Annotated in this window: 14 protein-coding genes; all 14 read right to left on the minus strand. The window is 46.2% G+C overall.

Annotated elements, in window-relative coordinates; genetic code table 11:
• Position 1: 1 nt before the first annotated feature.
• The gene (locus ACLIIY_RS01680; RefSeq protein ID WP_041058668.1) at positions 2 to 1,414 is read right to left on the minus strand and encodes a phosphoglucomutase/phosphomannomutase family protein; all 1,413 of its coding nucleotides are present in this window, start codon (positions 1,412 to 1,414) and stop codon (positions 2 to 4) included.
• 124 nt (positions 1,415 to 1,538) lie between these two features.
• A complete protein-coding gene (locus tag ACLIIY_RS01685; protein WP_434528028.1) occupies positions 1,539 to 3,947 on the minus strand; it encodes a GH36-type glycosyl hydrolase domain-containing protein in 2,409 nt (802 codons plus the stop codon).
• An 86-nt stretch (positions 3,948 to 4,033) separates the two neighbouring features.
• Entirely contained in the window at positions 4,034 to 5,953 is a 1,920-nt protein-coding gene (locus tag ACLIIY_RS01690) for a beta-N-acetylhexosaminidase (protein WP_434528029.1), read from the minus strand.
• A gap of 8 nt (positions 5,954 to 5,961) precedes the next feature.
• Complete coding sequence (locus tag ACLIIY_RS01695; protein ID WP_434528030.1) at positions 5,962 to 6,852, minus strand: BadF/BadG/BcrA/BcrD ATPase family protein; 891 nt, start codon at positions 6,850 to 6,852, stop codon at positions 5,962 to 5,964.
• Positions 6,853 to 6,854: 2 nt separating this feature from the next.
• A complete protein-coding gene (locus ACLIIY_RS01700; protein ID WP_434528031.1) occupies positions 6,855 to 8,594 on the minus strand; it encodes a glycoside hydrolase family 9 protein in 1,740 nt (579 codons plus the stop codon).
• A gap of 71 nt (positions 8,595 to 8,665) precedes the next feature.
• On the minus strand, positions 8,666 to 9,661 hold the full coding sequence (locus ACLIIY_RS01705; protein WP_005439409.1) for an ABC transporter ATP-binding protein: 996 nt from the start codon (positions 9,659 to 9,661) through the stop codon (positions 8,666 to 8,668).
• Positions 9,662 to 9,709: 48 nt separating this feature from the next.
• Positions 9,710 to 10,693, minus strand: coding sequence for an ABC transporter ATP-binding protein (locus ACLIIY_RS01710; RefSeq protein ID WP_005439411.1), 984 nt, complete (start codon positions 10,691 to 10,693; stop codon positions 9,710 to 9,712).
• A gap of 2 nt (positions 10,694 to 10,695) precedes the next feature.
• Positions 10,696 to 11,721, minus strand: a complete 1,026-nt coding sequence (locus ACLIIY_RS01715) for an ABC transporter permease (RefSeq protein ID WP_409378867.1) — start codon at positions 11,719 to 11,721, stop codon at positions 10,696 to 10,698.
• A 2-nt stretch (positions 11,722 to 11,723) separates the two neighbouring features.
• Entirely contained in the window at positions 11,724 to 12,710 is a 987-nt protein-coding gene (locus tag ACLIIY_RS01720) for an ABC transporter permease (protein WP_005425282.1), read from the minus strand.
• 170 nt (positions 12,711 to 12,880) lie between these two features.
• Positions 12,881 to 14,563 carry an ABC transporter substrate-binding protein gene (locus ACLIIY_RS01725; RefSeq protein WP_009707539.1) on the minus strand — a complete coding sequence of 561 codons (1,683 nt, stop codon included), beginning with the start codon at positions 14,561 to 14,563 and terminating at the stop codon, positions 12,881 to 12,883.
• An 835-nt stretch (positions 14,564 to 15,398) separates the two neighbouring features.
• Positions 15,399 to 18,785, minus strand: a complete 3,387-nt coding sequence (locus tag ACLIIY_RS01730) for a response regulator (RefSeq protein WP_434528032.1) — start codon at positions 18,783 to 18,785, stop codon at positions 15,399 to 15,401.
• 228 nt (positions 18,786 to 19,013) lie between these two features.
• Positions 19,014 to 20,039, minus strand: a complete 1,026-nt coding sequence (rsmC, locus tag ACLIIY_RS01735; RefSeq protein ID WP_434528033.1) for a 16S rRNA (guanine(1207)-N(2))-methyltransferase RsmC — start codon at positions 20,037 to 20,039, stop codon at positions 19,014 to 19,016.
• A 76-nt stretch (positions 20,040 to 20,115) separates the two neighbouring features.
• Positions 20,116 to 21,201 (minus strand): AI-2E family transporter, encoded by a 1,086-nt coding sequence (locus ACLIIY_RS01740; protein WP_009707537.1) that lies wholly within the window; start codon positions 21,199 to 21,201, stop codon positions 20,116 to 20,118.
• Between the two features lie 358 nt (positions 21,202 to 21,559).
• On the minus strand, positions 21,560 to 22,855 hold the full coding sequence (gene hemL, locus ACLIIY_RS01745; RefSeq protein WP_009707535.1) for a glutamate-1-semialdehyde 2,1-aminomutase: 1,296 nt from the start codon (positions 22,853 to 22,855) through the stop codon (positions 21,560 to 21,562).
• Positions 22,856 to 22,990: the final 135 nt, after the last annotated feature.

Below are 22,990 nucleotides of genomic sequence, written 5' to 3' on the forward strand. Positions count from 1 at the left end.
GTTATAAAGACAAGAAGTCCTTAAACTGTTGAAGAACACGTTCCGCAGTGTCCTTATCTTGCATCTCTGCAAAAATTCGTAGCAGTGGCTCGGTGCCAGAGAAGCGAGCGATGATCCAACCGCCGTTCTTGAAGTAGACTTTCGCACCATCCTCATAGCTGACTTTTTCGATTTCAAACTCAAACTCAGGCAACTGCTTTTCAACATAAATCTTGTTGAACAGTACGTCTTTTTGCGCTGGTTTGAACTTGCAATCGCCTTCTGCCATGTAGGCATAGCCGTACTTGCCGTAGATTTCATCCAGCAACTCAGACAGCTTCTTGCCGGTTACTGAAATCATTTCTACCAACAGGCTTGATGCGAATACGCCGTCTTTGCCTTTGATATGACCACGAATAGTCAGACCGCCAGAGCTTTCACCGCCAATCAGTGAATCGTCAGCTTCCATTTGAGAACTGATGTGCTTAAAGCCTACAGGAACCTCAAAGCATTTTTCGCCATGATCTTCTGCAACTTTATCTAACAGGTGAGTGGTTGCGATGTTACGTACCACTGAGCCTGTCCAGCCTTTGTATTCAAGTAGGTAGTAGTAAAGCAACAGCAGTACTTCATTTGGATGAATGAAGTTACCTTTCTCGTCGATAATACCAAGGCGGTCTGCGTCTCCATCGGTACCAATACCAATGTCATAGCCTTCTTGTTCTACTAGATGCATCAAGCGGTAAAGCGTTGCTGCACTTGGTGATGGCATCAAGCCGCCGAAGTCTGGGTTCTTGCCATCGTTGATGACATCGACTTCACAACGACCGTTGATCAATACGGTCTGTAGCGCGTTTTTCGCAACACCAAACATTGGGTCGATCAACACACGTAGATTCGCCTTTTTGATCGCTTCGATGTCGATAAAGTCGATGATTGAGTCAACGAATTCGTTCATTGGGTTGATGATTTCAATCAGCTTATCTTCAACCGCTTGTTCAAAATCGACGCTTTTAACATCTTGCGCAGTTAGTGTGGCAATTTGCGATTCGATCTTTTCAGTGATGATTTCATCTGCGTCACGACCGCCTTCAATGAAGACTTTAATGCCATTGTAATCGGCAGGGTTGTGCGATGCGGTAATACATGCAGAGTACGCACAGCCCATTTCCTTCGCTTTAAACATTACGATAGGCGTTGGGACAAATTTGTCGATAAAGCTAACCACAATGCCGTTTGCTGCTAGAACTTCAGCGAACCAACGACCGGCTTTATCGGAAAGAAAACGACGGTCATAGCCAATCACAAAACCGCGATCAGCAACCGATTCGTTATTAGTGATGTTTGCAACTGCTTGAGCGACCAAACGTACATTATCTTTAGTGAACTCCTCACCGATAAATGCACGCCAACCGCCTGTACCAAATTTGATCATGATTCGATCCTCGATAAGAGCGGCATCCCACCGCCTCTTAAACCTTTGCTAGCGAACCGATGCACTCATCAAACTCAGTGCATCGGATAAATCAAAAGGGGAGAAGCTCTCCCCTAAAAGATGATTAACCTAGAGTAACGATAACTTCGTTTACTGAACCTTCCGCTTGAACTGGTACAGAAGCACCATTTACTGCTTCACCGTTCACAGTAATCGACTTAACGCCTTTGCTTACTGAGTCTGGGTTAACGACTTTGATGTTGTACGTTGCACCTAGCCATTGGCGAGTCACTTCGAAACCTGGCCAGTTCGTTGGGATACATGGGTCAATAGTCAGACCATCGAAGCCTGTACGCACACCAAGGATAAAGTTGGTAACAGCGAAGTAAGCCCAGCCAGATGTACCTGTTAACCATGGGTGGTTTGCACGACCGTGGTCTTGGTGGTCACGACCCATAATGAACTGAACGTATGAGTATGGTTCTGCAATACGTTTTTCGATGATATCGTTCTGGTTGTATGGGTTTAGTGCATCGTAGAACTTCATTGCACGATCACCACGACCCAGTTTCGCTTCAGCTACCCAAGCCCATGGGTTTGGATGCGAGAAGATAGCACCGTTCTCTTTTACGCCTTGGTAAACGCGAGTTACGAAGCCGATATCATCATTCGGTGTTGCAAAAGATGGTGAGTTTAGGTGCAGGCCGTATTCAGAGAACAGGTTCTCATCGACTGCGTCCATCGCTTTTTCGCCGCGCTCTTGAGATACCGCACCAGAAAGTACCGCAAGCGTGTTTGACTCTAGGTGTACTCGGCCTTCAGCTTGTTGCGCTGTACCGATCTTGTCGCCATTTTTCGTCAGACCACGGATGTACCAACCGCCTTCGTCGTCCCAAAGGTGTGTTTCACACGCTTCACGAACGTTTGCTGCCATTTCCGTGTATTTTTCAACGTCGGCTTCTTTACCTAGGTATTTCGCTAGGTCGATGAACTCTTGTAGTGCCCAGAAGTGCAGGAACGACACCATTGAAGATTCACCACCACCTAGGTTCAGACAGTCATTCCAGTCTGCACGCAGGCCTTTACAGATACCGGTTTGACCGACGTATTCAGCCGAGAAGTCTAGCGCTGCTTTCATGTGGTCATAAACGGTTGCATCGCCACCGTCTGCGTAAGGGATCACTTCGTCAAAGAAGCTGTGCTCACCCGTTTCCATCACGTACTTACAGATGGTTGGAACTAGCCATAGGTGATCATCAGAACATGTGTCTTCGATACCGTGAATTTTATCTTCATCAGAAGGTGTTGGAACTACGGTTGGAGATTTAGATGGTTTAACATCTGCTTTTTCTGGATCGAACCAATCTGGATCGAATAGGTGTAGACCGTAACCCGCCTTCACTTGACCGCGCAGTAGGTCAACGATACGTTTACGCGTCATTGCAGGGTTAGCGTGAGGAACTGAGATCGCATCTTGTGCTGTATCGCGGTAACCAAGACCAGTACGACCACCCACCTCGATGAACGAAGCAAAACGAGACCACACCACACAAGTTTCTGCTTGGTATAGTGTCCAAGCGTTGATCATGGTATCTAGACCTTCGTTTGGTGATTTCACTTGGAACTTGCCACAACGCTCATCCCAGTGTGCTTTGATACCCGCAAATGCATTGTCGACTTCTGAAAGGTCTTGGTACTTAGCACGTAGACGCTCACCATTGCCTTTACCGATACCTAGAATGTAAGCAAAGCGAACTTCTTCACCCGGTTGGATAGTAAATTGCTTATGTAGAGAGCCACAGTGGTTGTAACAAGTTTGCGCTGTATTGAAACACTTACCTTGTTCTACCGCTAACGGGTTTGCTTCGTCACGGTATAGACCAAGGAAGCTGTCACGTTGGCCGTCGTATGAATCTGGGTCAAATGTTGAAGCTAGGTAGTAGAAGCCTTCGAAATCGTTGGTGTTGTAGTACAGGTCGTACTCAATCACGCCTTCGTTGTAAGCCGTACCTGCTGAGTACAGAGACATCTGATGGTTTTGGTTATCAGATTGAATGTGGCTGAATGAGAACTCAACAAATGAGAATGCGCTGATCGTGCGTGGTTTGTCTGAGGTGTTTTTAATCACTACATCCCAGATTTCAGCGTCTTCGCCTTTTGGCACGAAAAGAGTTTTCGTTGCGGTAATACCGCTGTATTCACATTTGAACTTAGAGTAAGACAAGCCGTGACGAACTTCGTAGTTTGCTTCGTCTAGGCTTTTCGCAACAGGTTGCCAAGAGATTGACCAGTAATCACCTGTCTCATCATCACGTAGGTAAACGTAGTGTCCTGGGCGATCGAATGTCGCGTTTGGACGGAATTTAGTAACACGGTTGTATTCTGGAGAGTTGTAGAACGAGTAGCCACCCGCGTTGTGCGAGATAACCGTACAAAACTTCTCAGTACCTAGGTAGTTTGTCCATGGTGCTGGTACGTCAGGGCGAGTGATGACGTATTCGCGATTCTCGTTATCGAAATAGCCGTATTTCATTTGTGTATTTCCTTTTTACTAAGCTGCGCCTGCAGCCAAAAATTTAAAAACTCTTTAAGCGTGATGCGTTGGCATCTAGCTTGGTATTACTTCCACGGTTTACGGTAATTCACTCCCTGCAAGTCGAGCAGAGGAAGGTGACCTTTCAAACGTGATAAATAGTCGGTCCAATCGCGGTGTTGTTTTTCAGTCCAACATGCTTCTGCCATGGCAGTCAGGCGAGGGAAAATCATGTAGTCCATGCGCGATGGGTTGTTGATGATTTCGCACCATAGAGCGGTTTGAATGCCCCAAATGCGTTTTCTGATTGGGTCGTCAGCAGGGACTTCTGCTAACGGCTCGTAGTTGTAAGCCTTCTCTAATGGCAGTGGATTTGCCCAGTCCACGCCCGGTTCTTCAGGTGCGTAGTCTTGGGTCATATCTAGGTAAGTGGTTTGTGCTGGTTGCAGCACCACATCAAAGCCTTGGCGAGCACAGTTCAATGCCGCTTCTTCGCTTAGCCATGAGTAGATCACCGTATCTTTACTGACCTTGTTGCCGTGTTGAGCTTCTTCCCAGCCCAGCATTCGTTTACCCAGTTTGCGCAGTTTGTCTTCTGCATGGCGAAGGAAATGGCCTTGTAGTTCCTTGTAATCGGTGTAACCCAACTTCTCCATAAACGCTTGGCAAGCAGGACTTTTCGACCAGACGCCGTTAGGCACTTCGTCAGCACCAATGTGGACATAAGGGGCAGGGAAGAGCCCTGCGATTTCCTCAAGCACTTTGTCGATAAACTCGTAACTACCCGGCAGAGCAGGGTTGATGACGTTGTCGTTGTAGTGCTGAATGCTGCGATATTCCGTCGTATCCTCTGCTTCAACTAATAGGTGTGGCAGAGCCTTAATCGCGGCACGACAATGACCAGGTACATCAATTTCAGGAATGATGGTGATGCCACGTTGTGCTGCAAATTCGATAACGTCTTTGATTTCTTCTTGCGAGTAGAAACCGCCGTAGCGTTGAGACAAATGGGTGTATTGCGGCTCGATGGTTTCATCAATACCGCGCCACGCACCAATATCGGTAAGCTGAGGCAGAGATTTGATCTCGACACGCCAGCCTTCATCGTCAGTGAGGTGCCAATGGAACGTGTTGAACTTGTAGTGTGCCAATAAATTGATCAGGCGTTTTACTTGCTCTACCGAGTGGAAATGGCGAGCGCAATCCAGCATCATGCCGCGGTATCTAAAACGAGGGCTGTCTTTGATAGAGCAGCACACCACTTCCATGGTGTTGGTATTCTCGTCTCGTTTTAGTAGTTGCAATAAGGTTGCACAAGCATGGGTAAAGCCAGACGAAGACCCTGCCTCAATCTTGATCGACTCTTCTGATACTTTTAACTTGTAAGCGCCTTCATCTAGCGTTGGGTTACTTTTGAACAGGATTTTTCCGCTGTTGGATGAAGAAAGCTCAAACTGATGAATACGCTGGAGTTCTTCCAGTAACCACGTTTTTGCTGAGTTGGCTAAGTCAGTATAAATTGCCACGCCAGCTTGCTCGTCAAACGTGAACGAGTGGTCGCTGACCTCAATATGATTAGGCTTTGGCAGCAACGGTTGTGCATGGGTTAAGCTTGCAGGAATCTCACTGCGTTCACGGTAAGGTGACGCTAAAACGATAGGAGTCACATCCACTTGTGCGCGCTGTGGGTTTCCATCAACGATAAAGTCGATCATCGCTTCGTTAAAGCCATCCGAGTAATAACGGAATGGGTTTGAACCAATACTGAATTCACAGTAATAGTGATGGTTGGCAGCCAGCACCATACCTTCCGGTTTTAGTGTGCAAAAGCTACCAATTTGAGTCAGTTGACCATTTGAAACGCTGTCTGGAAGAATGTAACGATCGAAAGCGAAAGTTAAGCTCCAGCTGTTTAGGTCTTGGTCGCTCAAGTTATGAAAGGTGAGTCCAAAGCGGCAGTTTTGTTTTTGCTCAGAAAGGACTACTAGATCAACACGATATTCCATGTTCACTCCTACTCAACACTCACGGCGTAAAGGTTATGCTCTGGTTTGCTAGCAAACATAATGGCTCCTTCAATCGCATCAAACTGAGGTTCAACCACCCACTGTTGAACTGGTGGAGACAACCAGTTCAAAATTCGCTCTGCGATACTGCCCATTAGGCAGATACGAGTAGCCCCACGCTTATTCAGCGCGACTAAGAACATTTCTATATCAGCTGCGGTTTGCTTAAGCATTTCAATCGCCAGTGAATCGCCTTGTTCCGCATGTTGGAAAATAGCAGGAGAAAATTGACCGTAATCGCGAGGCAAAGCTTGTTTAGACCACGCCACTACGTTGTCGATGTCATTTTCAAAATGATTCATAACGTGCGCGGCTAGAGGTGTTTTTTCACGGATGCCATCTTCTGCTAGCAATACCTGTTGGATCAGGCGCAACCCCATGACTGCGCCGCCACCTTGATCGGAGATTGGGAACTCGCGACCACCAACGACATGTTGCTCGAGACCTTTAAGGAAAATGCCGCATGAACCGGTTCCTGCAATCATGATTGCGCCATCTTCACCGTTATGCGCACCAATACATGCTCCGTAAGCATCGGTATTGAGTGTCATACTGGCAAATGGGTGCTCTAAAGCCATGAACGCTTGCCAAGAGGTTTTATGTTCAGCGCCCGCAAGTGCTAAGCCAACGTGCATAGAAGCAAAGTCTTGTTGAGAGAGACCGCCTTGTTGTGCCGCTGAAGCGATGGATTCAAGAATCGACGCCATCGCGACTTCTGCACCTAACATAATGTTAGCGCTGCCGCTTTTAGCTTCTCCAACGAAGTTGCCTTGCGCGTCTTTGATACGGGCGCGACAGGAAGTGCCACCGCCATCAATACCTACAAAATACATCCCCATGTTTATTGCTCCTTGAAGGCTTGAGAGTTCGCTAAAGTCGAGATGTGCTGAGCCTGACTCATTACTGCGAGTAGGTACCACGCACCATGCGGGATCCATTGTTCTCCCCAGCGCCAGTTTTGAAGCATGTCGTCTTTCTGTGCTGGTGGATTAAATGCAATGTCTTCCTCATCTTCGAAACCGCCGGTGATGCCGTTACACACGCCACCTTTTGCATTGAAGAAACCATATTGAGGAAGGTAGTCCGGATTGTTACGACCATGACCGTCCAACATGCACATGTCGTACGGGTTCAGACCCACAATCCAGTTGATAGAATCTTGTGCGAGTTTAGAAAGCTGCTGCTTTAGAATTTCTGACTCAATAAATGGTTGCGCCAAATATGCCATGGTTGCCAGTGAACCTAAGCGAGCATTCTCACCTTGCCACCAGTAACCCGATTCATTGTTGTGTGCCACAAAGAATGCATCGCGTTTCGCTTCGTCCACACCTTTTACGTATTGGCGTGGGTAACCAAATGGGTTCTTCACTCTATTGGTGATAGAGACTTCAAACTCACAGGCTTGAGTGATGATTTGTTTTGCTACTGAAGCGCGCTCAGAGTCGTCTTCAATCGCCAAGTATTCGCACAGCGCGATAACAGGAAGTCCTGCTTCTGCCGCATGGAAATAAGGGCGGCTGCCATCTTGACTGGCTGCCCAGAAATGTTGAATGTGCTCATCATTCATTTGACGAGCAGAAAGGCGGTTTGCCCACACGCGGCTTTCTTCTAGGTAGCGTGTTTCTTTAGTGGTCTTAAATAGCTCAACCGCTGCAAGTAATGCGCAGTATTCATCGATGATGTTCTCTTCACCATCGTTTAGGTATTGGGTGTTGTGCTCTTTTAAGTGCCAGTAGCCATTTTCTGCTGCATTACGGTATTTTTGTTGGTCGAATTCACCATGAACCTCTAAACGTGCTGCTGAAGCTAATGCCGCAATGCTAACGCCAGCTCCTTGTCGGTAACCAGCTTGGTAGTCATCAAACTTATGACCAAGTTGTGTTTCGTAGGCACAGATTTCACGTTGAGCTGTGTCTTTACTCCACTTGTCGAACACGGTCATGTAGAAGAAACCTTTTTCGTTTTGCATACGAACAAGGAAGTCTGCACCGAACAGGGCTTCTTCAATAAGGCGAGTAGCAGTGAATTTAGCCAGTTTGTCGTTGCCGTCTAGCAGGGACAAACCTTTCAACATGTTCCACACCACCATAGGGGTCTGCTGTGGGTTTAGGTAGTTTGCGTATGACAAATGGCTCAAATATTTGCTGACATCGCCTGAAGCGTCATACCAACCGCCATGAACATCTGCGGTTTCGTCGGAATTTAGCAGTGGAGCCTGACGATCTTGCTGATCGAAAATGCCTCCGCAGCGCTGAGATTTAAAATAATGGATCACATCTGAAAGCGTGCGATCGAAAAGAATATGTTCGCCGATCTCAAAGTGAGATGAACGCAAATGGTCGAAACGAAGGTAATAGTTACCTGGAGTGTTAAATGAAGAAAAGTCGATAAGGTAGAAATGACCTTGATGCCAGTTCGCTACTTTGCCTTGCTTTTCTACCGTCAAGGTTGCAACGGTTTGATGGCTATCGGCACAAACCAACAAAGCCGTATAAGAAGACAGGCGTGGTCGGCTCGTCTGGATGATCGCTTTCTTAGGGCCCAGACGCTCGTAACCAATGTGGTTAGTCAGTAGCAGCATTCAATCTCTCCGGGAAACAATAAAATATAAAGGGAAAAAGGGGTCAGGTTGATACCTGACCCTCGTTATGATTAATCTTCGAATAAGTAACAACGAACAAAGTGGTTATCAGACAGTTGCGTCACACCAGGCAGTCGCTCGCGACATTTTTCTGTGGCATGAACACAGCGTCCTGCGAATGGACAACCGACTGATTCAGGCGTCCAAAGTGGGATCTCACCTTTGTTGCCTTTCAACTTCTCGTGAATTGACTTTGATGGATCTGGCACGGCTGAAACCAGTAGTTGCGTATATGGGTGTTGAGGATCGTGAATGATTTCCTCTGTGTCACCCCACTCAACCATGTGGCCCACGTACATAACCGCAAGATCTTCAGCAATATAACGCGCTGTCGCGATGTCGTGAGTGATGTAAAGAAGAGACATTTGCTTCTCAAACTTCATCTCTTCCATCAGGTTAAGAACACCAGCACGGATCGATACGTCAAGCATGGATGTTGGTTCGTCAGCCAGTACCACTTCTGCACCAACCGCAATGTTACGAGCCAAGTTCACGCGCTGACGTTGACCACCAGAAAGTTGGTGCGGGAACTTCTGCGCCGTCTCTTTTGGTGGAATCAGGCCAACTTGTTCTAGTAGGTCATACACGCGCTCTTCCAGTTCCTTCTTGTTGCCCGGAGAAACCTTCTTGTGGATCAGAAGAGGACGAGCAATATGGTGGAAGATGTTGTGTGTTGGGTTTAGCGAGCCAAACGGGTCTTGCCATACCATTTGCACGCCTTCACGGTAAGTCATCAAATCGTGACGAGAAGTGATGTCTTGAATATCACGACCTTTGTACTCGATGATGCCATCCGTTGGTGCGTACATTTTCGCAATCATTTTTGCGGTAGTAGATTTACCTGAGCCAGACTCACCTACTACGGATAAACCGCGGCTTTTGTACATTTTGAAAGATACGTCGTTGATTGCACGCATCTTAGATTGTTTGATTGAGTTACTGTTTAAAGGGAAGTCCTTAACGACATTTTTACCTTCAACCAGCAATTCGCCGAATTGTTTGCTCATAATTCTCTCCAGTGTAATTTTCTTCTTAGCTAGCGTTATTTTTTGTTGTTAAACCTTAGCTTGAGCAATCGTGTCGCCATACAAGTGGCAGTTTGAGAGACGACCAGGTTCAATTTGACGCAGCTGAGTTGGTACTCGCGTACAAGCTTCATGGACACGGTCACAACGAGCTTGGAATCGACAACCTTGAGGAACTTCTAATAGGTTCAAAGGGTTGCCTGGAATACCAGTCAATTTGGTCTTAGGACCAGTTAGTGGAGGGAAAGAGCTACCCAAACCTTTTGTGTAAGGGTGGTAAGGACTTTCCAGAATTTGTTTAGAAGGAGCGACTTCAATCAGTTCACCTGAGTACATGATGCCGATGCGGTCAGAGAACTCGACCATCAATGACAAGTCATGAGTGATGAACAGAATCGAGAAGCCAAATTCTTCTTTAAGTGCATAGATTTTTTGCAGAATCTCACGTTGAACTACCACGTCTAGTGCCGTTGTAGGTTCATCCATGATGATCATTTTTGGGTTCAGAGCCAAAGCGATAGCAATAACCAGACGCTGACGCATACCACCAGAGAATTGGTGTGGGTAATCGCTTAGTCGACTAGGGTGGATATCAACGATTTCCAATAGGCCTTCTGCACGAACTTTCGCTTGAGCGCGAGTCATGTTGGTGTGACGCATGATTACGTCACAGAACTGCTCTTCCATCGTTAGTACTGGGTTCAAAGCGTTCATCGCACTTTGGAATACCATCGACATTTCGCTCCAGCGGAACGACTGCATACGCTCATCGCTGTATTGAAGGATATCTTCGCCATTGAAGATAACCTCACCACCAGTGATAAACGCTGGCGGCTTATGAAGGCGCATTAGCGAGAATGCAACGGTTGATTTACCACAGCCAGATTCACCTGCTAGGCCAAATACTTCGCCTGGTGCAATGTCGAAGCTGACGTTGTTACAGGCGCGGACATCGCCCGCATCTGTAATGTAGTCTACGCATAGGTTACGGATAGAAATTAGTGGTGCAGTCATGATTATTTATCTCCGCTCCATAGTGCATTTTGTGGTGCCAATTCTGGCTCACGTTCTTTCTTGTCTTGTGCTGCCATTTTCTTCCAGCGCTTCATGCCTTTGTGTGAACGAAGCTGCGGGTTAGCAATTTCATCGACTGCGAAGTTCAGTAGAGCAAGGCCAGTAACCAATAGAGTTAGTGCAATACAAGGTGCTAGAACTTCCCACCACGCGCCGATAAGCATCGCTGATGAAGTCTGTACGTTGTACAGCATGATGCCCCAACTGATGGTGTTTGCATCGCCTAGGCCTAGGAATGAAATTACCGCTTCCGTGTTGATTGCTAGCATTACTGAACCGATGAAGCTTGCACCAACGATTGGGATTAGGTTTGGCAAAATCTCAACGAAGATGATGCGAATTGGTGATTCACCCAGTACTTCTGCAGCTTTAACGAATTCTTTTTCTCGTAGTGCCATGGTTTGAGCTCGCACAACACGTGCACCCCAAGCCCAGGAAGTACCGGCGATAATCAAGGCAATGGTGAGCGGCCCTGCCTCCCCGATAAATGCAGCGAGTACGAACAGGAGTGGTAACTGTGGAATAACCAGCATGATGTTCATTGCAGCACTCAGTACGTCATCGACACGGCCGCCGAAGTAACCTGCTGAGATACCAATAACCGTTGCTAAGAAACACACGATAACACCCGCACCAAAACCCACACCTAGAGATACTCGAGCGCCGTAAGCAACTTGAGACCAGATATCACGCCCCATACGAGATGTACCTAGAACGTGGTCTGCTTTTTTCGACATCAGCAGCGTGCGACGATCATCTGCTAGGTTTTTTGCAACCCAGCCATCAGGGTTACTTTGTGCTTGTTTTACAACAAAGCCAGGGTATTCATGTGGGTTACCAGTGCGCTTATCTGGCGCATGTTGAGTAATCAAAGGTGCAGCTACTGCTACAAAGATGAATACCGAGATAATTGCCAAACCAACACGTGCGAACGCGTTACCTAAAATCAGTTTTAATAGTTCTTTCATGATTATTTGCCTCCCTTACGTAGGCGAGGGTCTAGAATCATGTACAGCATGTCAGCCATTAGGTTGAAGCACAGCATGAACATCGTCATGATGATTAGCTGACCTTGAAGTACTTGGTAGTCACGTGCGTGAATTGCGTTTAGAAGAACCGTACCTAGACCTGGGTAGTTGAAGATCATCTCGATGATTAGCTGACCACCGATTGCCATACCTAGAGACATTGAAAGTGCGGTTACACTTGGTAAAAGTGCGTTACGAGCTGCGTAGTTGAATACTACTCGGTTTTCGCTCAGACCCTTACCTTTTGCCATTGTGATGTAATCTTCAGCAAGAAGGTTGATCATGTTGTTACGCATGTTTACTAGGAAGCCACCAATCTGAACAATCGTCGCACAGAACAATGGAAGAATAGCGTGGTAACCCACGTCTTTTAGAAACTCCCAGCTTGTCCAATCTGGCACAGTACCCGGGGTGTAGGCGTAGCCTGATGGGAACCACTTAAGACCGATGGCAAAGATGAACAGCGCTAGCATCGCGATAACCATTTGTGGAATCGCTTGAATGATCAGTGTGCCCGGTGTTACGAATGCATCGTATCGGCTACCACGTTTCCAAGCTGCGAAGATACCTAGTACAGAAGCAATCGAGAACGATAGTACAACTGCAGTACCTGCTAGGAACAATGACCAACCGAATGCGCCACCTAGAAGAGAGTTAACTGAAAGCGGGTAGAACTGGATAGAAGTACCTAGCTCCCAGCTTAGAATGTTTTTGATGTACGACAGGTACTGAATGTAGATTGGACCATCTACGAAACCCAGCAGCTCTTTCATTGCTGCGATTCGCTCTGGTGTTACCTGTACTGATGCGTTAGCAAACATCATGGTAACTGGGTCACCAGGCATTGCTCGCGGAATAATGAAGTTTAACGTCGCTGCAACCAAGAGCGCGACAAGATAGAACGACAAACGTCTTAAAAAATAACCCATAACTCACACCTTACTCACCCAGATTTTTTCCCTGTTTCTGGTTTCAGGTCGCTCCTAGCAAAATTTAGAGCGAAAAATCCCCTGACGACGAGCGCCATATGTTGGTTTAGTAACAAGGGGATTTTTATAGGCGGCACACGGGATGTGCGCCGCTAGACATGAACTTCTACTTATTTAACTGGTTTTAGGTCCAGTACGTGAAGTAGACGCTCTGGGATACCAGCCCAAATGTTTGGACGGCCCTTAGGATTTTCTTCGTTCCACCAACCAGTGAAGCGAGTTGTGTTGTATTGGTACATGTAAGCACCAGACATCACAGGGATAGTCACTTGGTCTTGAGCGATGATTTGCTGAATACCGTGAGCGATTTCTAGCTGCTCTTGCTTGTCAGCTGTTTTGTAGAAGCTGTTTAGAAGACCATCTAGTTTCTCGTTCTTGTAGAAGTGCATCGCGAAGCGAGGCATACCGTCACCAGATTGTAGCGCTGAGTTGTAAGCACTGTTCCAGTAAGTGTATGGGTCTGCGCCGTGGAAGTAGTTGGTGTACGCGACGTCGTAAGTACCTTCAAGCATTGCTTGGTTGTACACAGAGAAATCTGGTGTACGAGCACGTGCTTTGATGCCTACTTCAGCAAGTTGCTCAACAGCAAGTTGTACAGTGTTGTTGAAGTCAGTCCAACCGTTTGGAGATTGGATTAGAAGCTCAAAAGACTTACCTGATGGCGTATCAACGAAACCGTCTTTGTTTACATCTTTAAAGCCAGCTTTCGCTAGAAGTTTCTTAGCGCCTTCAGCGTTGTAAGAGTTGTAACCCTTGAACTTGTCGTGAGTCTTCTCGTCAGACCAAGCTTCGAATGCGTAGCCAAGACCAGATGCGAAGTCGTTCACAGTACCGCCGCCGTAGAATGCGATATCAATGATAGTTTGACGGTCAAGAGCCATAGAGAATGCGCGACGGAAGTCAACGTTAGTTAGTGCTTCGTTCTTCGCTGCATCTGGGTTCTTGAAGTTTACTACGAACGCTTGAGTACCTGCTGGCGGGTACCAGTAGTGGTGTTTAGGGCTTGCTGCTGCGTAAGTGCGGTCGATGTCTGGAACGAATGAAGAAGTCCAGTCCATTTCGCCGTTAACAATCTTACCTAGGAACTGGTCGTTGTTCGCTATTTGAGGAACACGCAGACAGTCAACGTCTAGGTTAGCTGCATCCCAGTAGTTCGGGTTTTCACACTGGATGTACAGTTGAGGAGTGAAAGTGTCGATTACTGTGAATGGGCCAGAACCTACTGGATTTTCGTTAGTGAATGTTGATGGATCTTTCACTTTGCTCCATACGTGCTTAGGTACAACTGGTACTTTAGCAATTTCGTAAGGAACGTTTGAGTTTGCTTCGCTTAGACGGAACTTAACTTGGTAATCGTTAACTTTCTCTACGCCAGTTACCCAAGAGTTGATACCAGATTGGTCTAGCTCTGGCTTCTCTTTAACTAGGTTGAAAGAGTAAACAACGTCATCAGCGGTAAACGCTTCGCCGTCAGACCATTTTACGCCTTTACGAATATCGAAAGTTACGCTCATTAGGTCGTCAGACATTTGGAAGTTTTCTGCTAGACGGAATACCGGTGTGTTACCGTGCATTTCGTTGAAAACAACTAGTGGCTCGTAGATAAAGTCAGTAGTTGTGTGCAGGTTTGTTGCACCCAAGAAAGGGTTAAAGTTACGAACAAAAGTTGTAAACTCTTTAGGGTGGATAGTCAGTTCACTGCGCTCAGCGGCTGTAGCTACTGATGCAAAACCTGTAGTAGCCGTTGCAATAATTGCTGTTGCTAGTGCTGTTTTTTTAATATTGGCAAGCATAGCTGTTCCTTACTATTTGCTTTCATTTCACTAATGGAATTGAATGTCATCAATTGATAAACACTCTCCAAGGCCCACCTCTTCGCTCCACATTAAATTTGTTTCGCTCTAAGAGTGGCCTGTAGGCCTTAGGCAGGAGTAAGAAAACACCTTATCCACAAAATAATCAAACTCGATTCCCGTTAAAAACGTTAAAAACTGCACCAACTCCGTCATAAACGTCATTTTGTTCGTTTTTAAGCCTGGTGAGGCTAAAAAGTAAACGTTGATATGCGTCGCAGTTTATATCCACTTTAACTTTGTGTGTTAGTGTATACTTACTCTTAATCTCTTTTAACTTAATGGTTTTGTGGGCTTGTAATGCTTTGGCGATCTGGCTCACACACGATTTTTTTGTTAATTAACTAGGTGAAATTTAATCTGCCGTTCTGTTGTGATTGACTTCGCAATCTCCATCAAATGTTGGCCTAATTTCCCTTGCTGAGTAAAAAATAGAGGTTTTTAACAGCAAAATTTGGCTGCTGATTATGCTTTTTTTATGAGGGAAAGGAAGTGTTTTTAGAGGACTTTAGGGTAATAAATTCCGTTTGTAATTATCCAGAAAGTAGCCGCTCAAATTCGTACGTAGAGGGTGTCTAGAATGGCTTTTTTGATAGCTTGCTTCCAACTCTACATGAACTGATAAAAGATGAGCTAAGTGGGATATGTGAGTGACTGAGTAGATATAGATTAGAGCTTGAGTGGGCGTCTTGCTATCTAAGTCGGTAAGCGTGAGTTTTGGTCGAATATAAAAAAGCCCCGCTAAATGCGGGGCTGTCATTTGTGTGTTGTGTAGCTAGCTTGTTAAAAGCCTCTGCATTTTGTCGCGCTGAGCTTCAATGTATGCACGTTCTGGGCTCTGTTCTTTACAGTGCTCCAAGATAAACTCAATCGAGCTTAATACCGTTCTCCAACGTGGTGTTTTAGGTAATGTCTCGATACGCATGTATTTATCTAGGGTACGGGTCTGCAAGGTACTGCGGTCTAGGTAAACACGCCACAAGCCACTTTGCTCAGCAAACGCAAACTTGGTTTCTCCGGTAACAGACTCCCAGTATTCCAATGCATGGGTCATGGTATCGACAAGAACCTCACGAAGAAGCTCTTGTTTGTCTTTCTTGTTACCCAAAGCTTTATCTGCCAAGCGTGTAAACTCTCCGCCAAGCTCTTTTAGCTTCTGAAGTTGGTCTTTGTCGCCATCGAATGCGTAGCATGAAAGCACTTCAACAGCCGTCTCTAGGTTGTGGATACGAGCAGCGTTAGCACCGCCGCCGACATTAAAGATGTACATTACATCCAAACCAGAGCCTTCTGGAAGTTTTAGAATGTCGGCTTCGATGTTTTGGCGAATATCTTCAATGTAGATATCAATCTTGCCACAGTAGTGAGGCTGCTTAACCGTCAAGAACTTAGGTGCGATCAATTCGTCTGCTGAAGAGCGCTTCAACTGTTCTAAGCTGCGTTTAAACAGCTTACAGGCCGCTTCATTAGCAAAGCGAATGCGTTGATCTTCACGAAGACAAATAATGGCTTCTGGTGCAGATTCTAGTTGCTCTAGTAATCGGCCTTGGGTCTCCAACAAGCTCGCTTCGACTTCTGCACGTTGGCGCAGTTCCGACTCTAATAACTTGTTTTCGATGTGTCGCATTTCCGCTTTACTTGCCGTTAGGTGCGCCTGAATACGTGCCGCTAGCTCTTGTTTGTTGAATGGTTTTGTCAGGTAATCATTCGCGCCCGCTTCAAAGCCTCTCACTCGGTCCTCTGTTTGGCTTAATGCGGTTAACATGATGATTGGCAGCTCTGCATGATCGTAAGTTTTACGAAGCTCGCTACAGACTTGGTATCCACTCATCCCCGGCATCATGATGTCCAATAAAAGCAATTCTGGCTTTTCTTGTTCAATCAGCGCCAGCGTTTCTGGACCATCAGAAATTGTACGAACGCGATAGCCTTCCAACCTTAGGAAGCTTTCTAGAACACGCAAGTTAACTGGTTCATCATCGGCAACGTAAAGCAATGGACCGTCTGGGTTCTCTGGCAGAGACAAGTCATCGTTGTTCTCAAAATTTGCCTCAGGGATTTGGAAGTGCCCACGAGCGGCAAGGCTCTGTGTAGCTTGGATCTCTTCTTCACTTGCCAGCGGCAGGGTAAAGCTGAATGTGGTGCCTACCATAGGTTGGCTGCTCACATACAATGACCCGCCCATCAACTCAATAAGTTGACGGCTGATTGATAGACCCAGTCCTGCACCTTGACGGTAGCGGCTTGCGTCTTGGCCTGCTTGAATCAGAGGTTCGAAGATATGTTCTAGATGCTCTGCAGGGATGCCTTGACCTGTATCCACGACTTGCACTCGAACTTGATCGTCAACAACCATTGCTGAAATGACGATCTTACCTTCAGAGGTGTACTTGATGGCATTACCGATCAAATTGTACAGCACTTGTTCTAAGCGCTGAGGATCCGCTGAGACAGCTTTCAAATCCGCAGGCACTTGGTTAATGATGCGGATAGTCTTGTTACCCAATAGGTGACCGGAAAGCTCTAATACTAAGCGTGTGGCACTGGCTAAACTCACTGCTGACTTTTGGATATCCATGCTGCCATAGCGCATCTTGTGGTAATCCAATAAGTCATCAACGAGGTTCGCTAAGCGTTGACCACTCTTGATGATGATGTCCAATTGATATTTCTGGCTAGCCGGAATAGCCCCATTTGCGCCAGATACCAAGGTTTCTGCAATACCAACCATGCCGTGTAATGGCGTGCGAAGTTCATGGGAGGTTGTCGCGAGGAACTCATCTTTCAGCTTATCAGCCAGCTGTAATTCTTCGTTTTGCTTTTGGATCAGCTTGATGTTGCTTTCTAACTCTTCATTTTGCTGCTTGATGGTTTGAATCTTTTCACGAATAGAGCGTTGCATACGCTCAAAGCTGATCGCAAGACGCCCAATCTCGTCTTTTCGCTCGGTGTTAAAGGTCGTTTCATCCAAATCGCCTGCAGACACTTTCTCTGCTGCCCAAGTCAGTTTTAGCAGTGGTGAAGTGATGAAGTTCGATAAGTAATGTGAGGCGATAACTACCAATACGATGGCAATTAACATCGCAATCACAAACAGTTTTTCAAGTTGGTGGACACGAGCAAAGGCTTCTTTTTCCGGAAGTTGCACGACTAGCGCCCAAGTTAGGCCACGAGTTTCAATTGGCGAAAACGCCGCAATCATCTCTTCACCTAAGCGGTTACTGTAAGTACCTACTTCAGTGTCACCAGCCAACGCTTTATCCACGATTTCTAAGCTGTTTTGGATATCTTCTTGTTTGGTATTGATCGTTCTAGGTTTGTGGTCACTACCAACGAGCAAGGTTTCAATGGATGAATCACGGTTAATTTCCGCAATAAGCTTGGTAATGCCGTTATTTGGCAAACGGAACATTGCGTAACTGTGGAGGTAGCCTTGCTGAACAATAGGCGCACCTAACCAAGCAACTTGCTTTCCGTTTTCGATATCAAAGTCAGACACGACCACTGGGGTGTAATCTTCATTGACTTTTCGGCGTGCACTGACGTCTTCTGATAAACGTTTAAAGGTACGACCTAACGCCGTCTCTTTATAGCGACCGGTTAGTAGGTTTGTGCCGTAGTTGTCATCTTTATTGATGGAGTACGTGACATTACCGTCAATGTCGACCAACAAAATATCATTGAAATCAGAACGTTTTAGCAGTTCTAGGTACGCCCAATGGTAGCGTTTGTGGAGTAGGCGGTAGCGTTCACTACCAACATAGTTGGACGACTCCGGCAAAATCGACGTTTTGATTTGATCGCCACTGCCTTTGATGTAGCGGTGCTGTGCGTTTTCTCTCGCTTCGTCAATATCGTGCCCTAAACGGCTAAATGCGTTGACCAAGCCGTAGAAGCGTCCGCCACTGGCATAGGCAAGTTCTGAGCGTACGAAGCCCATCACTTCCGTTTCTTGCGCAGCGAAGTAGTCAATGATCTGCTGTTGCTTAGTATCACGAACAGAGAGTAGGTGCGATGTACTCTGCTCTTGGAGATCTTTACTGTGTGATTGCAGGAAGAAAATCGCAGTGATCGTCAGGGGCGTAATACTAAGAACCAAAAATGCGGTCATTAGCGTGCTTTGCAGGCGCTTAAATTTCTGCTTTTTGTAGAATTTAAACATGGATAAGATTACAACTCGTTAAAGGGCAGCGACCGATTGGTTGGCGCTTGCCAAGGTTCCCGTTAAAAACGGGCAAGAAGTTAAATTCGATAGAATTAACAAAATTAACGAGTTTTTTTTCTTTGACAAGAAAGTTGATTGCAAAGCGTGGGTAGCGACGCAGTTTTTCTTTGAGTTGTGTAAAATTCAGCAATGGATTGCGCAGGAATTCACCTGCGCAAGGGAGTGTTACGATTTTTTAGCGTAGTAGATAGAGAATTTATTGGTCTTATTTAGCGTCTCGCAATTATTGAATGCTTTCTCAATAATTGGCGGATACTGCAAGAAACTGTTCGCCACAATGACCATCTCACCATTGGCCGTCATATACTTTGGTGCTTGACCTAAAAGAGTTTCTGCTGCGTTGTAGTTGGTGTCTAAGCCACTATGGAATGGAGGGTTACTGACAATAAAACGGTAGTCTTGAGCCGTGTCTGAGTAGATATCTGAGGCAAAAACACGACCTGACAACCCATTCGCCTCGAGTGTTGCTTGGCTAGAGGTAATGGCATAAGCGTTGATATCACACATCTCAATCGCGATCTCTGGGTTTGCTTGAGCCATAAATGCGCCTAGCACACCAGCACCACAACCAAAGTCGAGTACCTTGCCTGAAAGTTTCGGTAAGTTTTCCAGCAGAAGACGACTGCCTAGGTCAAACTCACCATGGCTGAATACGCCAGGTAGACTCTTAACGGTAAGTGATTGTTCACCGAGTGTAATTTCGTAAGATTTAAACCAGTCGGCCTGATTGAAAGGCTTTGGCTGGTTAAGGCAAGTTCCCCAGTAAAATGAACAGCGACGAGCGGTGTCGTACTTCTTCACGGGACCGTACTCTTTGAACATCTTCTCGATGCTCTTTACACCTGAACGGTTTTCACCAACCACAACGATTTCTGTATTGATGCCGAGCTTAGCCATCAACATCGCTAGCAGATATTCCGCTTCAGCTTTAGCTTTTGGCCAGTACAAAAGGACCATGTCTGCTTGTGTTTCAACGTCAAACTCAGATCCAAAATGACTTTTCACTTTGTCAGAGGTTTGAATTTGGCGATAGTAACTGTAGTTGGAAGTAAACACTTCTACAGATTCGCAATGCTCCACTAACTCTAGCGGGAACAAGTCTTCAACTTCTCCTGCGACTAAAACGTGTTTTCCGTTGAAATACTCAAGTTGGCGCTGAGCAATTTGGCTAGGTGCGATGTAAGCAGACATAAATTAGGTTCATTAGAAATAATTAGGGGCAGATTTTCGCACAATCTGCCCCAAGCTTGAAGTGCTTAAGCGATGACTAGCTGTTGTCTTGTTGGTTGAGGAAGTCTTTGAACTCTTCTTCGTAGATATTAAACAGCACCATGGTCACGGCAAAGATCAATGGACCGTAGATAAGGCCAATCAAACCAAACAGATGCAGACCACCCAGTAATGAGAAGAAGATCATAAGGGTGTTCATGCCGGCGCTACCTTGCATTAGCAGCGGACGCAACAGGTTATCAATAGAGCCAACCACGACAACGCTCCACACCGTTAGGAAAATGGCCCAAGTGGTATCACCAGTTAGGAATAAGTAAGCGGCTGCCGGAATCCAAATTAACGCGGTACCAACGACCGGAATGAAAGATGCGAAGCCCATCATGGTGCCCCAGAACAGGCCAGGGAAGCCAGCCAACCACATGCCAATACCGCCCGCAAAACCTTGAGCTATTGCGGTCAAAAATGACCCCATAACTGCAGATTTCGATACTTGTTCAATCTCGGTCAGAATCTTGTCTTCCTGGCTACGAGAAAGCGGCAAGATGTGGCGCATTGCTGAGATGATCTTATCGTGATCACGCAACAGGAAGAACAACACAAACAGCATCAGGAAGAAGTCCATCAGGAAGTTCGTCGCATCACCAAGGATTTTTGCACTGATAGCAACAAGGTTTGAACCAAATGATGTGGCGAATTGACCAATCTTCTCTGCGATAGCTTGAGGTTCTATTTTATCGAAAGGTAAGTACTCATTAACCAGCGCTAAACCTTTGACTACCCAAGGGTGTTGGAAGATATCTTGGATACCACCATTGGTCACCCATTTATAGGTATTTTGAGAAAAGACGGAACCTTGCTGAACGATGGCAGCAAAGACAAACAACAATGGAATCACAATAATAAAGGTTAGAACTACACAAGAGAGTAGTGAGACCAAGTTTTTATGGTTAGGCATTTTGCTCTCAAACCACTCGTGTATTGGGAACATAAGTAGTGAGATAATAAAGGCCATTACGATTGAGTTTACGTAGGGTTCAACCAATAAATAGCAGGCAAAAGCAGCGGCGAGTAGTGCAACAACTAACACTCGGTGACTCGACGTGATTTTTACATTGTTCGGCATGGGATTAATCCAACTTACGGATGATGTTACGGCTAGCGCTTTATACCACAGCGTCAAACCTTTATTACTTTGCACCGACGATTCTTTCAAGCTTATGACATAGCCGAATTGGGAAGGTGCAACGGACCTTGTTATAATGACCACAAATCAGGCAGTTATCAATCAAGAGATAGAAAAATGGGTTGTTGTAACGGTGACAAGAAGTGTCAGAGTGAGAAGAAAAACAAACGCATACCGTGGTTTGGTATTGTTATTGGCGTACTCGCTATTCTCGTAATTTTTAATTGGCAAGCATAGTTCAGATAATAAAAAAGGACCCTGAAGGTCCTTTTTTGCTTTTGGTGTGCGAGTAAAAAGCTTACTTAGCTTCTTCTGCCAGAATCGCGAAACAGCGATCTGCAGCTTCTAGTGTTGCGTCGATTTCTTTTGAACCATGAGCAAGTGAAGTAAAGCTTGCTTCAAATGCTGATGGTGCAAGGTATACACCGTGTTTTAGCATTAGGTGGAAGAAACGTTTGAAGCGCTCAACGTCGCACTTAGTCACGTCTTCGTAGCACGTTACGGTTTCTTGGTCTGTGAAGAAGAAGCCAAACATGCCGCCCACTTGGTTTACTACCATTGGGATACCGTGTTTCTCAGCAAGTGCTTTGAAGCCTTCAGCAAGCTGTTTTGTTTTCGCCGCAAGACGTTTCTCGTTGCCTTCTTCTTTTAGAAGGTTCAAGCATGCAAAGCCCGCAGCCATCGCCACAGGGTTACCTGAAAGCGTACCAGCTTGGTAAACAGGACCTGTCGGCGCTACGTATTGCATTACTTCTTTACGACCACCGAAAGCGCCCACTGGCATGCCGCCACCGATCACTTTACCTAGGGTCGTTAGATCTGGTTTGATGTTGTAGTGTGCTTGTGCGCCGCCTAGTGCTACGCGGAAGCCTGTCATTACTTCATCAAAAATCAGTAGCGCGCCTTCTTGGTCACAGATTTCACGAAGACCTTCGTGGAAACCTTCTACTGGTGGGATACAGTTCATGTTGCCCGCAACTGGCTCAACGATGATACATGCGATTTCGCCTTTGTTTGCTGCGAATAGTTCACGTACTGAATCTAGGTCGTTGAATGTTGCTGTTAGCGTGTGCTTAGCAAAATCTGCAGGAACGCCAGGAGAGCTTGGTTGACCTAAAGTTAGTGCGCCAGAGCCTGCTTTTACTAGCAAACTGTCAGCGTGGCCGTGGTAACAACCTTCAAATTTCATGATCTTGTCACGACCAGTGAAGCCACGAGCAAGACGGATAGCACTCATGGTCGCTTCTGTACCAGAGCTCACCATACGGATTTGTTCCATTGATGGCACTAGCTCAGATACGAGCTCAGCCATCGCAATTTCCATCTCAGTTGGTGCACCGAAACTTAGACCGCGTTGTGCTGCATCGATAACCGCTTCACGGATTACTGCGTGGTTATGACCTAGAATCATAGGACCCCAAGAGCCAACGTAATCAATGTACGCTTTACCATCGGCATCAAAAATCAGGGCACCGTCTGCTCGTTCGATAAATAGCGGAGAACCGCCAACGCCGTTGAATGCACGAACTGGTGAGTTCACACCGCCAGGAATGGTTTGCTGAGCCTTTTGATATAGCTCTGATGATTTGGTCATGGGGTTATCCTCTTTTGATTGCTCGGACCAAGTGGAGCGCATTGTACCTAGCTAAACTCAAGTTAGAAACGTTTTGGGTAATTTATGTGTAGTCTGGCGTTGTAATCTTACATATCAGCATCGGATATAAAGAAT

The sequence above is a fragment of the Vibrio sp. K4 genome, assembly GCF_051122595.1.
GTDB classification, from domain to species: domain Bacteria; phylum Pseudomonadota; class Gammaproteobacteria; order Enterobacterales; family Vibrionaceae; genus Vibrio; species Vibrio owensii.

What these genes read in the sequence shown, in the direction of transcription:
- hemL (WP_009707535.1), bottom strand. Translation starts at nt 22,855, where the DNA reads ATGACCAAATCATCAGAGCTATATCAAAAGGCTCAGCAAACCATTCCT.
- ACLIIY_RS01705 (WP_005439409.1), bottom strand. Translation starts at nt 9,661, where the DNA reads ATGAGCAAACAATTCGGCGAATTGCTGGTTGAAGGTAAAAATGTCGTT.
- ACLIIY_RS01685 (WP_434528028.1), bottom strand. Translation starts at nt 3,947, where the DNA reads ATGAAATACGGCTATTTCGATAACGAGAATCGCGAATACGTCATCACT.
- ACLIIY_RS01740 (WP_009707537.1), bottom strand. Translation starts at nt 21,201, where the DNA reads ATGCCGAACAATGTAAAAATCACGTCGAGTCACCGAGTGTTAGTTGTT.
- ACLIIY_RS01710 (WP_005439411.1), bottom strand. Translation starts at nt 10,693, where the DNA reads ATGACTGCACCACTAATTTCTATCCGTAACCTATGCGTAGACTACATT.
- ACLIIY_RS01695 (WP_434528030.1), bottom strand. Translation starts at nt 6,852, where the DNA reads ATGGGGATGTATTTTGTAGGTATTGATGGCGGTGGCACTTCCTGTCGC.
- rsmC (WP_434528033.1), bottom strand. Translation starts at nt 20,039, where the DNA reads ATGTCTGCTTACATCGCACCTAGCCAAATTGCTCAGCGCCAACTTGAG.
- ACLIIY_RS01730 (WP_434528032.1), bottom strand. Translation starts at nt 18,785, where the DNA reads ATGTTTAAATTCTACAAAAAGCAGAAATTTAAGCGCCTGCAAAGCACG.
- ACLIIY_RS01715 (WP_409378867.1), bottom strand. Translation starts at nt 11,721, where the DNA reads ATGAAAGAACTATTAAAACTGATTTTAGGTAACGCGTTCGCACGTGTT.
- ACLIIY_RS01700 (WP_434528031.1), bottom strand. Translation starts at nt 8,594, where the DNA reads ATGCTGCTACTGACTAACCACATTGGTTACGAGCGTCTGGGCCCTAAG.
- ACLIIY_RS01690 (WP_434528029.1), bottom strand. Translation starts at nt 5,953, where the DNA reads ATGGAATATCGTGTTGATCTAGTAGTCCTTTCTGAGCAAAAACAAAAC.
- ACLIIY_RS01680 (WP_041058668.1), bottom strand. Translation starts at nt 1,414, where the DNA reads ATGATCAAATTTGGTACAGGCGGTTGGCGTGCATTTATCGGTGAGGAG.
- ACLIIY_RS01720 (WP_005425282.1), bottom strand. Translation starts at nt 12,710, where the DNA reads ATGGGTTATTTTTTAAGACGTTTGTCGTTCTATCTTGTCGCGCTCTTG.
- ACLIIY_RS01725 (WP_009707539.1), bottom strand. Translation starts at nt 14,563, where the DNA reads ATGCTTGCCAATATTAAAAAAACAGCACTAGCAACAGCAATTATTGCA.